This is a genomic window from Gracilimonas sediminicola (genome assembly GCF_024320785.1).
Classification (GTDB): Bacteria; Bacteroidota; Rhodothermia; order Balneolales; family Balneolaceae; genus Gracilimonas; species Gracilimonas sediminicola.
The window spans coordinates 567483-580979 of sequence record NZ_JANDBC010000003.1 but is presented as its reverse complement, the minus strand read 5'-3'; the positions used below and the strand labels follow the sequence as shown (position 1 = coordinate 580979).

Genomic DNA, 13497 nt, shown 5'->3' with positions numbered 1-13497 from the left:
TTTAAAACATTATTTCTATGAAGGGATTTAAAATTATCAGACAGCTTTTCTTTCTATTCATATTTTTGATATCTGCTAATTCTTTGTTCGCTTTTCAAACAGGGAAAATTGCCGGTGAAGTATTGGAAGAAAGTACAGGAGAGCCTCTTATTGGTGTACAGGTTTTTATAGAGGGAACTTCAAAGGGTATGACCACGGATATTGACGGACTTTATAACATTAATAATGTAGATCCGGGCACGTACACAATCGTTTTTCGTTATGTGGGTTTTACAACATATAAAGTTGAGAATGTTGAAGTATTTGTTGACAAAACAACCCGAATAGACGCTACTATGAGTGAAGCGGTTATTGAGGGTGAAGAAGTAATTGTAACGGCTGAAAGGCCCATAGTTGAAAAAGACAGAACTACCACAACGGCATATATTAGTTCAGAACAACTGGATGATTTACCGGTTGTAAACTTGTCAGATGCCATTAACAATCAGGCAGGTGTGGTAGATGGTCACTTCCGGGGAGGAAGAGCCACAGAGGTAACGTATTTGGTAAATGGGGTTCCCATCAATAATGCATACAGCAATACGGCGGCCTTTACGGTTGAACAAAATATGGTATCCAGTTTACAAGTAATCAGTGGAGTGTTTAACGCTGAGTACGGACAGGCTTTAAGTGGTGTTGTGGATATTCAAACCAAAGGGGTTCCTTCAGAATGGACAGGAAATGCACTTGCCTACGTGGGGCAAATATTAAGTAACAGGAAATTAGAATTCGTAGAACGGGAAGCAGATGCCGGACAGTTTTTGAGCTACGAAGATTTTACCCAGGAAAAAGTAACCTTTACTGAAGCGGCTCCATTGCTTGAAAACAGAGACTTACAAGTTTCTGTCGGAGGACCCATCCTCAAAGAGAAATTAGGTTTCAGGGTTTCGCTGAGATACTTGTCGGAGCCGGGTCACCTGCTTGGTAAAGATTTGTTCAGGCCCTCAGATCAATCATTCGGGTTAAGTAACAGTGACAGAAACGATTGGATTATTGAATCAACTGGATCCGGTGATTACAGATATATGAACTACCAGGATCGCTATTCGCTCAACTCCTCCGTTGTATATCAAATTAATAGCAGAATAAAAGTTGACTATAACCTGTTTTTACAGAAGTTGGATGGCCAGGGTTATAATCATGGGTTTAAATATAACCCTAACGGTGTGAACGAATATCACAACCTTTCTCAGAACCATATTCTTGGCTTTAAGTTTGTTTTTGGCCAAAAATCATTCGCTAATCTTTCTTTTAGTTATTTGAATGATAATGGAGGTTCATGGCTACATTCACCTCCCGAAGATTCATTAAACCTATCCAGTGCTTATGTGCCGATAGAACAGTCTTCACAACAGGGAAGAGAGGCCTTTGCAGTAGGCGGTAATCAACTATTTTCTACCCGGGATGTTGTACAAACAGCAGGCGTTGTTGGTAGCTTTAGTTCACAGCTAAATAGTGTGGTTTCAATTAAAACCGGTTTTTCCGGGCGGCTCCATAACTTGGATGTAAACACCTTCGGTATTACCGTTTTAAACGATGAGCCAAGGGTTAATGAAAGCCCCTTTGATTCTTATGCGCTTGATGTAAGTCCGTATGAAGGTGCCGTGTATGCTCAAACAAAAATTGAGTATCCGAATCTGATTGTAAATGCCGGTTTGCGAGCCGATTACTTTAATCCGAATTTTGAGGTTCCTTTAGACTGGACACAGGCCTCAAGACTCATGATCGTCAATCCTGATGATCCGTCAGAAATGATTTATAACAGAAAATATGCGGATGACACCTTCCAGGTTAGCCCTCGTTTAGGGATAGCTTTCCCTATCTCAGAAACAGGAGTAATGCGTTTCTCAGCCGGACTATTTTTCCAGACTCCTCAGCTATCAATACTATATACTAATTCCGAGTACGAGAAAAACCCTGTAGCCTCACCGGCACAATTTGGTAATGCAAATTTAGATCCGGAACGTACTCTTTCATTTGAAGTGGGTCTTCAGCAGGGGATTACAGAAACCCTTGGTTTGGATTTAACCTTATTCTCAAAAGACATCCGAAATCTGACAGGTGTAGAATTCGGGCGTGCATTTGATGGTCAGAATATCTCCAGGTTTGTTAACCTTGATTATGGAACCGTTAAAGGAGCTACTTTATCATTGTATGAAAGAGGAGATGGACCTCTTTCCTGGACATTAGATTATACCCTTCAATTTGCTAAGGGCTCAGCATCAAATCCCACCGATGCGTTCACAAGGTTTCAATCAGGACTTGAACCAACGATTAAGCTAAGAAGATTGAACTGGGATAGAAGAAATGTATTGAACAATACTCTGACCTACAGAACCGATTTTGGCCTGACCGTTTCAACAATTAGTAGCCTTCAAACAGGTACACCATATACAACAATCAGGCAAGACCGAGTGTCATTTATAGATAATAATGAAGATAAACCTATATGGTTTAATACGGATATGAGAGTTTATTACAAGCCGGTTAAGCTAAAACCGGATGTCCAATTCTTTTTACAAGTGGACAACTTATTCGATTCTCGACCACAATATTCCGTATTCAGCGAAACGGGCTTAGCAACAGAATCAGAGCGCTTGGCAGATATCCAACGGGGTAATTCAATTCCGGGTGGGGTAAACAGTTTTGAAGAATTCATTCTCAACCAAGCTATGCTGGGACCTCCCAGAACAGTCAGAGTTGGCTTGAAATACACTTTTTAAAATAATTCAGAGACAATAAGAATATCAGATAATAACTCATGAAGTACAGCAAAATCCTTTTCTTGATCGTTTGGTCGGTTTTTTACTCAGGTAGTTTATTTGCCCAGGTTATACCCGACGAGTACAATGGAGTCATATACCGAGGAGAAACAGAATCGGTTGCACGTGGTGTATTGGATGGTAACCTGATTGAAACGAATTTCAGAAATCACGGGGAACTATCCAGGTGGAACGATTTACCATGGGGAGTGTGGCCTCGAGGGGTAGGAGGGCGCCATATTGATGGTGTTGGTGTAATTGTTGCCGGATATGTTAACGGCAACCGATCAGATTACCCGGCGTTTTATAACGGCGAGGCAGATACCCTACTCAATCCGGTTAGTATAAACTATCGGGAAGCAGGGTTGCGGCAAAGTCCATTTACCGGAGAAACATGGGCTTGGTTGCCCTTGCCCGGCTTTAACAATCCGGATAGAATTGATTCAGTAACTTCCGTTCTAACACCAACTCCGGCATTAAGTGACGATAAAACTTCGTGGCCTGAATTTTGGCCTGATCGCCTGAATGAAGAGGATGCAGGATGGCCTGGAACCTGGAATGGACGGGATGGACGATTAGCTAATGCGGATCTGGAATCTTATTACGTGATGGATGACTTCTCGGACAAAGAATATCACGTAAATCCACAAACAGGAGAACCCTATAGCCCGTTAGGAGTATATTATCCAAGCCCGGAATCAGATTCTACCATGGGTGGTTTAGGGCTGCAAATGCAAGTCCGCATCTTCCAGTGGGCCAATATTCTTGCCGAAGATACTATGTTTCTGATTTACAGAATCACGAACAAAGGCGACTATACTCAGGACCGGTTATACTTCACTCAGATTGTAGATTATGGTCTTGGAAACGAAGAGGATGACGACAATGCCGCTTATGATCCTCTTTTAGATGTTGTTTACGGGTGGGATAGAAACGGAATTGGTACACCAACTCAGGGTGGTGGAAATTACAACCTGGGTTACACTGGTTTTGCATTCCTGGAATCGCCATCCGATGAGGATAATAATATGGTGGATGCCGATCAGGACGGTATAACGGATGAGTCCCGATTTGAGAATAACGTATTTACTCCAATTGTGGGACAGGCTGCAATTGAAGCTGAAGTGAATGCCCGATATAATATTACGCTGTTTGAAAACTATTATGGACCGCTTGAAGATCGCCCAGCATACCAGGCCGGTGTATGGTACACCTCCGATGAAGAGCTCGACTGGGTTGGTTATAGCGATGATAACGGGAACGGCGAATATGATTCCGGAGAATTACTTAATAATGACTATGGCCGGGATGGTTTAGGACCTTTTGATCAAGGTTATCCGGGCCCCGATGAAGGAGAAGCAGATGGTATGCCTACGCCTGGCGAACCTAACTTTAATGAATTGGATGTTGATGAATCTGATCAAATTGGTTTGACCGGTTTTGACTTGAATACTCGTCCGTTTTATGAAAGTGGAAATAACTTGCGGGATGATACCTGGCTATTTGAACGTATTGTATTGAGTAAATTTCCGGTGGGACAAGAACCGGTTCAAACCGTTGCTGACAATGAGCCTTTTGCTTTGTTTATGTCGGGTGAGGTTCAACTTGATAGTGAAAATGATTTGAATGGTAAATCCACTGATTTCTTTTCCACAGCATGGATATTTGGAAGCAATGAAGAGGATTTCTTCAAAAACAGAAGAACAGTTCAAAATATTTATAATGCAGATTATAACTTTGCCCAACCCCCAATCACTCCACAATTAACCGCAGAGGCTGGAGACAGAAGGGTGCTATTATCCTGGGATGATGCATCCCTGGAAAGTTATGATCGGTTTATTCAGGAATTTGATTTCGAAGGTTACAAATTATTCCGAGGTACCAATAATTTACTTTCAGATTCACGATCCATTACTGATGTAAATGGAACCCCCACCTTTTACAATCCAATTGCACAGTTTGACCTTAATAACGACATAAGTGGTACCATTCCGGTTCTGGAAGGAGAAGCCATTTTTGATCTGGGAGACAATACAGGATTGCAATTCAATTATGTTGATACAACCGTAACAAATGGAAAAACCTACTACTACGCATTGGTTGCTTACGATCGTGGAGTTCGTCCTGAGGCGGGTTCCGAATCAGTGGGTGTTGATCCACAGGAGAACACATTTAACATCTCTCTTGATCTTGCCGGTAATGTAATAGCCACATCCATAAATGCAGCTGCAGTAGTTCCGAAAACATATCCGTTGGGATATGTATCCGGTGGTTCAACTACAGATCTTTCTCAGCTTACTACGGGTGACGGAACAGGTAGTGCAAACATTAATGTTCTGTCCAGGACCCAGGTAAATACAGCGAATCAATACCGCGTGAATTTTTACGATACCCTTTCAACCAGTGGTGATTATGGGATTACTTCCGGCTACGATATGGTGGAAATTACATCAGGTGATACCATCATAACCAAGAGCCCGTTTACGTCATCAACCCGGGTGGTTGATGGGTTTACATTTGAAATGGATAATGACGAACCCGCCAGAATCCGTGACAATAGAACGGGATACGTTTCAAATGAAGGATCAGAAAATGAGTTGTTTGGCTTAAATCCATTAGAATTAGATGGACTGGATACTGATTGGGAAGTGGATATATCCCGAAATATTTTGACACCGACAGGTATATCTACAACCGGTTTCTTCTTAAGTGATGATGACTTTGAGTTAACCTGGAGCGATCCTCAGGATACGGTTTATACTCCTCCATTCCTTTTTGGCGGGCAGTTCTTACGAACCGAGATCCCCATTTTTGCCAGAAATGTAACGGCAAATAAAGATGCTGTTCTTCTCATAATTGATAATGATGAGAATGATGAGTTCAATGAAGGGGATAACCTGATTGTTGCAGAATTGCAGACCAGCGGACAATACCGCTACCGTTACAACTTACAGTTTAATGCTCTTGAGGGGAACACACCTCCATCAGCCGGTGATAAATTCCGAATTTCCAGTACTCGTGCTTTTGGAACTGGGGATTCATTTGAGTTTGGTGTAATAAAGTCCGGCGTTGACAACGAGTTAGCCTCCAGTCAGCTGGATGACATTTATGTTGCTCCAAACCCATATGTAGGAGCTGCTTCCTGGGAGCGAAGCTCAGACCAGGTTGGCCGGGGAGAAAGAAAAATATACTTCTACAATCTTCCTCAGCGATGTACAATCAGGATTTTTAATGTACGGGGAGAGTTAATCAATACTCTTGTGCACGATGGTTCTATAAGTGACGGAGCCATTTCCTGGGATCTTCGTACAGCAAATAATGAAGACATTGCATACGGGGTTTATTTCTACCACGTATATGCAGAGGGAGTCGGCGAGCATGTTGATAAATTTGCAATCGTCAAGTAGCCGTGGAAAATAAAAGTAAGTTTATAAATCGTTCAATTATGAAGCCTTTATCAACATTAGCTGTAATTTTGTTACTGAGTATCACTTCTTCTTTGCAAGGGCAAAGCAGGGTGGGAACCACCGCAGCCCCATTCCTTACGATGGGTGTAGGCGCAAAAGGATCTGCGCTTGGTCATGCTAACACAGTGAACACATCAGGAGCGGAAGCCCTGTTTTGGAACCCGGCCAATATCGCCCTAAAGAATGAGGGTGGTACATATAATTCAGGATACCTATCCTACAATCAGCTCTTCGTTGACGTTAATGCGTACGCATCAGGACTTGTGTTTAACATATCGGAAGGCAAAAGCTTTGGGATTGGGCTAAACTTTCTTGACTACGGGAGAATGGACATCCGTACTGTTGAGCAACAGGAAGGTACCGGTGCTACATTCGGAGCCCACGATTTAAGTATTGGGGTTTCTTATGCGCAAAACCTAACCGAATCATTTTACTTTGGGGGGACGGCTAAGCTGGTTCAACAGAAAATCTATGATATGACTGCTGAGACATTTGCTTTCGATTTTGGCTTCACACTGCTTACCGAATACCTGAATGGTATGAAGTTGGGAGCCAGTATCAACAACTTTGGCGGAAGTATGCAAATGGATGGTATTAACGCGGAATACCTGGTAGATGTAGATGAAACGAGTGAAGGGAATAATGAATCGGTTCCCGGAAGAATTTATATGGACGAATGGGATTTACCACTGTCATTCAAATTTGGCGTGAATGTGCCGGTGGTTAAGAAAGATAATTTGGAATGGACAATATTAGCTGATGCTCACCAAACAAATGATAATGATCTGAATCTTGATACCGGATCTCAGCTCAGTTATGTCACTAATACTATCAAATTTCATGCAAGAGCAGGGTATAAGGATTTATTCCTCGGCAACCAGATCGATTCGCACTTCACTTATGGAGCCGGGTTTACTCTGAAAACAGCCAGCAATGTTGCTCTTGGTTTTGATTTTGCCCAAGTTCCATTTGAATATTTAGGCAATACTACTCTCATCGATATCAAACTATATTTTTAAATGCTTCAAAAAAGTTTATTAAAAAAGAATAGCCACTCAAAATTTGTGTGGCTATTCTTTTTTTTGGCCATTTCTTCAACAGTTTTAACTACTGGTTGTTCAAAGGATCAAGAAGATCGACAGGTTTTAGCCACCGTTGATGATTCAGAAATTACTGTATCTGATTTTGAGCAAGACTATGTAGAATACCTAATCAAAACCGGCCGCAACGATACCCGTGATCAACGCTATCGGTTTCTGAACGAGATGATTGATAACCTGGTACTGGCTGATGAAGCCATCGGGCAGAATTACTTATCCAACCCGGTTTATCAGGATGCGATTTGGTATCAGAAAAGGAAGTCGCTCGCTGATTTATATTTCGTGGATCAGATGAACGAAAGACTTGAAGCCCCATCGGACGATGAAATTCGAAAAGCATATGCCAAGTCTAAACGCAAAGTGTATGTTCGTCACCTCTTTTCTAAAGACAAGGATAAACTAAACAGGTATTATCAAGAACTGGAACAGGGGGAGGACTTTGTTGATGTGGCAAACGAGTTTTATGAAACCCAGGAGTATGATTCTACCGCCGGTTACCTGGGGCCAATTACCTATTTCGGAATTGATGAAAATTTTGCGGAGACGGCCTTTTCATTAAATGAGGGTGAATTCTCAAAACCCATACGTACCAGTTTTGGATATCATATTGTATATGTTGAAAAAGTGATACGGCAGGCTATGCTGATAGAAAGCGAATACCAGGTTCGCAAACAAGGTATAGAAAATAAGCTTAAGCAGAGAAGGCAAGCGCTTCAGGCAAACAGTTACATCCGAAACCTTATGGGCTCACTTGATGTGCAAATGAACAGAGAGGTGTTGGTTAACGTAATGGAGGAAATCCAAAACCTGCCGTCTGTTAAAAATATTGAACAAGAAAAACAGGCAGATGTTGAAGCGGCAACCTGGAACGACCGAAGGTTAGAAGAGTTAAAGCTGGAAGTAGCTAATGAATCCGTATTGGGTACGTACGTACTAATGGGCGAAAGGCATGAGTTTACCGTTCAGGACTACCTGTACTGGTTACCTTATCTGCCCCTGAATGAATCCCGAAATCGTACCGGGGCCTCGGTTGGAAGGGCCATGAGAAATGAAGTATTGATGCAGTTATCTCAGGCAAAGGGGTATGAAGAAGATGAACGCTTAGAAAACTTAGTACGGAAAAGGGGTAATGAAGTCCTTTCTGACCTTTATCAACAAAAATTGATTCAGGAAGCCTTACAAGATACCACTGAAATGGAAATTTCTGACGAGTTCAAGCGAAAGGTGGTAAGAAGCCGTTCCTTCAATCTTGAAACTTCATACTGGAAAGTTCCGGCAACTTCGAGAGAAGAAGCAGAGCTTATAAGGCGAGAAATTGCTGCGGGTGCGCCTCCTCAGAGTTTTCCGAATTACCAATTTTTTGAAGACATCACACTTTCTCCATCTGAAAGTGACTATGCAGTTATTGATGAAGTAAGAATGGGGACTCCGTTAGTAACTAAAGCTAACCTAAACCAGTGGGCTGTTATTAACGTCAAAAACAGGGCTTTCGTAGAAACAACACCTGAAGATTCAACTGACAGGGACTTGGATAGAATGTACAGAGTCTATACTTACCTGAATAAAAAAGTCGATAGCTTAAGATCGGAAACCGAGATTACTATCAACAGAGAGTTATTTGATGAGATTTATGATCTGTAAATCTTCGCTAACTTTCTGAAAGAGCGAATAACTGTTAGCTACAGCAGATTAGCTCACACCATCTCTATTCAAAATCAGAAATGATGTGAGTAAATGTTTAAATGAAATCAATCAGGTTTATTAAACTTTAGCTTCAGCCACTTCTTCAAGTTCGACCTTTGACCCTACCTTCCCGTACCAAAGTATGTACAGATAACAAACTGCTGGTACCAATAAGGCTATCTTAAGGCCAAAACTATCTGCCATTGCTCCATATAGCGGAGGAATGATTGCCCCGCCCACAATGGCAGTACAAAGTATCCCGGAACCTTGTGCGGTATTCTGATTAATTCCCTTAATTGCCAGAGTGAAAATAGTAGGAAACATGATGGAGTTGAATAATCCAATGCACAAAATACTCCAGAAAGAAAGCAACCCGCCGGTATTCATACTTATCAAGAGTAGCACAACATTAACACCGGCGTAAGAAGCCAGCAAGTTGCCTGCTTTTAGTTTCTGTAGGAGTGCTGAACCCAGGAAGCGTCCAACCATGGCACCTCCCCAGTAGAAAAACACATAGGTACCGGCCAGTTGAGAAGCATTCATATCCTGAATATTGGTATCAGAGAAAATAGTTGATAGGGTGGAAGCGATTGAAGTCATAACGGCACTTCCTTCTACAAGAGCCTCCACATCAAGCTCTAAGAAATAGTTTACAAGATAACTTCCAATGGATACCTCAGCTCCTACATATACGAAGATTCCAAGTGCTCCAAACATCAGGTGCTTAATCTTAAGAGCCGTTCGGTAGCTTCCGCTTTTATCGTCATCACCTTCCAGAATTTTGGGAAGGTTAAATAAGGCGAAAGCTCCTGCTAAAACAATAAGTACAATGGCTAAAATGATAAAAGGCCCCTGAACTGCTGCTGCCTCAGCCTGATAATAGGCCATCTGTTGGGCGTCATTTAAGGTGGCCACTTCATCAGAACTCATAACGGTGTTGCTCAGGATGAATGCCGCACTTACAAGGGGGGCAATGGTGGTGCCCAGCGAATTAAAAGCCTGTGAAAGATTCAGCCGGCTGGAAGATGTTTCTTCAGGCCCCAAAGCGGCTACATATGGGTTGGCAGCTACCTGCAAAATGGTAATTCCACCCGCTAACACGAACATAGCCATGAGAAATATTGGAAATACCCGGAATGAGGCTGCAGGGTAAAAGAGTAAACATCCAACTCCCATCGTTATTAACCCAACAACTACCCCTTTTTTGTAACCAATTTTTGAAATAAGTCCCCCACCCGGAATTGAGAAAACAAAATAGGCGGTGAAGAAAGAGAACTGAACAAGCCCGGCTTCAAAATAGGATAACTCAAAGACATCCCGGAGTCTCGGAATGAGAGCATCAACCAGTACGGTGATAAAACCCCACATAAAAAATAAAACAGTGACAATGATAAATGCAGATCGATAGTTGTTATTCTGATTGGCCATATAGAATTATAGTTATGGGGTTATAGTAAATTTCAACTAAAAAGGATGTGATGTTACTATTTGATTAGTGATACAATAATGGAGAGTATTGTCACAAAAAAATGTAGCAACATCACAAGTATTTTGTTTTAGCGCTCTATGTTAAGTTCCAGAGTTTGCACGTCATTTGAGTTGGTTCCAACCATGATGCTAAACATACCGGGTTCCGTTTTCCAGGTGCCGTCTGCTGCATAGAATTCAAAAGTTTTCTTATCCAGCTTAAAAGTGATGGTTTTTGTCTCTCCGGCATTGATCATAACCTTCTCAAAACCCTTAAGCTCTTTTACCGGCCGCATGGAACTTGCAAAATGGTCGCGTATATAAAGCTGTACAACTTCTTCACCGGGTACTTCGCCAGTGTTGGTTACATCTACACGTGCCGTAATGGTTTCATCCATATTCATCAGGTTTTTGCTGAGCTCGAAGTTGGAATATTCAAAATCAGTGTAACTTAAACCATAACCGAACACAAACTGGGGGCTGTTTACTTCATCGTTATAGTGACTCCAGAACACGGCGCCGTCATCACCTGGGCCGGTTTGCGGACGACCGGGGCTCACATGATTATAGTACACAGGAATCTGCCCAATGGCTCTTGGAATCGACATCGGAAGCTTTCCGGAAGGGTTATAATCCCCAAAAAGCACATCAGCTATAGCGTTTCCGGCTTCGGTTCCAAGATGCCAGGTATTCAAAATGGTGGATGCCCCTTCATAGAGCTCGGGTTCAATCATCGGGCGGCCTGCCATTAATACCACCACAATGTTTTCGTTGACTTCCCGGATCAATTTAAAGAGTTCCAGCTGCCGTCCCTTCAAGCTGATATCGACTAAGCTACGCCCTTCGCCTGATTGCAGGGCCTCTTCTCCAACCGCCATTACGACTACATCCGAGTTTTTGGCATTTTCTATGGCTGCTTCGAAACCGGATCCGTCATCTTCCGGGTATTCTAAAGCAAAAGCGAAAGAGCCATTATTTGCTGCAAGGGTATAACCTTCCGTATAGTTCACTTTTGTATTATTACTAACAGCTGCTTTTATACCTTCCAGCAGAGAAACGGCAGAATTGGGTTCTCCTCTTCCTCTCCAGTTTCCAAGAGGGGCATCTTTATCAGCGGCTAAATGACCGACTACAGCTATTGAGGAAATTTCTTTTGAAAGGGGGAGTGTGTTTTTTTCGTTCTTCAGTAAAACAATTGAGCGTTTTGCTACATCTCTGGCAATGGTTCTGTGCTCGTCAGAATAAACTAATTTTTCCTCTCTCTCAGGGTCAGAATACTTGTATGGGTCGTCAAATAGCCCCAACAAAAATTTAGTTCGCAGAATACGGCGAACCGATTCATCCAATACCGCAACATCAACTTCACCTGATTCTACCAAATCTACTAAATGTCGTTGATATGCTTCTGATTCCATGTCCATATCGTTGCCACTTGTAATGGCATGTAAAGCGGATTGTTCAAGATCTTTAGAATATCCGTGATTAATCATTTGACGGATAGATCCCCAATCGGAAACGATAAACCCATTGAATCCCCATTTTTCTTTTAAAAGTGTAGTTTGCAGATAACGATCTCCGCTTGCAGGAATCCCATTCAAATCGTTGAAAGAGTTCATTACTGTGGCAAGGCCATTTTCAGCTAAGGTTTTAAAAGGGGGTAACACAATGTTATGCAGGGTGCGGCGGCTAAAATCTACTGTATTATAATCACGGCCACCCTCAGAAAATCCATAACCTGCCAAATGTTTAGCCGTTGCCAGAATGGTGTTTACTTCAGATAGATCGTTGCCTTGAAAACCTCTCATTCTGGCCAGTCCTACTTGCGACCCAAGGTAAGGGTCTTCTCCGGCTCCCTCCATTACACGTCCCCATCTGGGATCACGACCTATATCTACCATAGGGGCAAAAGTCCAGTTAATACCGGCTGCCGACGCTTCGATGGCTGCTGTTCTGGTTGATTTTTCAATTATATCAAGGTCCCAGCTGGCAGCTTCACCCAGGGGGATTGGGAAAATAGTTTTGTAGCCATGAATCACATCAAAGCCAAACAGTAATGGGATCCCCAATCGGCTGTTTTCAACAGCTAATTTTTGTGCAGCATAGGTGGCTTCTGCCCCGGTTACATTTAACAAAGACCCAACTCCACCGTTCTTAAGCAAGCGTGCCCGCTCGGCAACATACTCATTATCTTCAGGTATGGGCCCGGTTACATCCCAGGAGCCACTGTGCTGATTAAGTTGGCCTACTTTTTCTTCCAGGGTCATTCTGGAAAGCAGATCATCTATTTGTTTTTCTATTTCCGGTTTGATGAGCACATTTTGTGCATTGGAAACAATTGGGGTAAGCATCAATGTTAAAAAACATATAATCAGAAATGATTTATTTATTGGGCTATTCATAATGAGCAATTATTGTATGTTTAATGATTTTCAAAATGTGTAAAAAAATGAATGTAAAAAGGTAGTGTGCGCTGAAATTTACAATTATAAAATACCTTATGTATTTATGTATCCCTCAGGTTCTCATAATTATATGAATCAGCAATGAATAATGTTTAGTGAAAAAAAATTTCACCACCTCATTTCCGACTATAAAAATATTATTGATAAGCGATTTTTTAGGCGTGTAAAAGAATAAAAAACAATAAAATAAAAAGCATTAAATTACTGGTGGTTAATTTACCAAACGTATATTCTCAAGTTGCCTCATGTTTTCTCTTCCAGGTGAATGAAAAGAATTTGAGAGTGAGATTATGGGGGCATAAATTTAATTACAGGGGAGGATGTAAATAGGTGGTCATTACATCAAATAAGTAGTTCGTTAAATAACGTATTTTAGGGCAATTCAGGTTTCAGTTTTAGGACAGGATTCACTAAATTAATTTAGTAATGAAGCTGATAGTTTCTTCCATAATAAGTTGTTGAGAAGAAAGCTTTTTTCATCCTCATTTCTGTAAAATTTTGATCGCCCTCTCTAATC

General features: G+C 41.8%; 6 protein-coding genes. 4 read left to right on the top strand and 2 right to left on the bottom strand.

The genetic code is table 11. From position 1 onward, the window contains the following. Positions 1-17: 17 nt before the first annotated feature. The 4 genes from NM125_RS15460 (at position 18) to NM125_RS15445 (ending at position 9009) form a co-directional block, all read left to right on the top strand. Positions 18-2762 (top strand): TonB-dependent receptor, encoded by a 2745-nt coding sequence (locus NM125_RS15460; RefSeq protein ID WP_255135882.1) that lies wholly within the window; start codon positions 18-20, stop codon positions 2760-2762. A 38-nt stretch (positions 2763-2800) separates the two neighbouring features. Next, positions 2801-6208, top strand: coding sequence for a fibronectin type III domain-containing protein (locus tag NM125_RS15455; protein ID WP_255135881.1), 3408 nt, complete (start codon positions 2801-2803; stop codon positions 6206-6208). A 38-nt stretch (positions 6209-6246) separates the two neighbouring features. Further along, on the top strand, positions 6247-7287 hold the full coding sequence (locus NM125_RS15450; RefSeq protein WP_255135880.1) for a PorV/PorQ family protein: 1041 nt from the start codon (positions 6247-6249) through the stop codon (positions 7285-7287). A gap of 63 nt (positions 7288-7350) precedes the next feature. Continuing rightward, positions 7351-9009, top strand: coding sequence for a peptidylprolyl isomerase (locus NM125_RS15445; RefSeq protein ID WP_255135879.1), 1659 nt, complete (start codon positions 7351-7353; stop codon positions 9007-9009). A 120-nt stretch (positions 9010-9129) separates the two neighbouring features. Here the strand turns inward: NM125_RS15445 and fucP are convergent, their stop codons facing one another. After that, the gene (gene fucP, locus NM125_RS15440; RefSeq protein WP_255135878.1) at positions 9130-10479 is read right to left on the bottom strand and encodes an L-fucose:H+ symporter permease; all 1350 of its coding nucleotides are present in this window, start codon (positions 10477-10479) and stop codon (positions 9130-9132) included. A 128-nt stretch (positions 10480-10607) separates the two neighbouring features. Beyond that, complete coding sequence (gene bglX, locus NM125_RS15435; protein WP_255135877.1) at positions 10608-12866, bottom strand: beta-glucosidase BglX; 2259 nt, start codon at positions 12864-12866, stop codon at positions 10608-10610. Between the last annotated feature and the right edge of the window lie 631 nt (positions 12867-13497).

Coding starts and splice junctions, on each gene's coding strand:
- NM125_RS15460 (WP_255135882.1), top strand. CDS start 18: ATGAAGGGATTTAAAATTATCAGACAGCTTTTCTTTCTATTCATATTT.
- NM125_RS15455 (WP_255135881.1), top strand. CDS start 2,801: ATGAAGTACAGCAAAATCCTTTTCTTGATCGTTTGGTCGGTTTTTTAC.
- NM125_RS15450 (WP_255135880.1), top strand. CDS start 6,247: ATGAAGCCTTTATCAACATTAGCTGTAATTTTGTTACTGAGTATCACT.
- fucP (WP_255135878.1), bottom strand. CDS start 10,479: ATGGCCAATCAGAATAACAACTATCGATCTGCATTTATCATTGTCACT.
- bglX (WP_255135877.1), bottom strand. CDS start 12,866: ATGCTTACCCCAATTGTTTCCAATGCACAAAATGTGCTCATCAAACCG.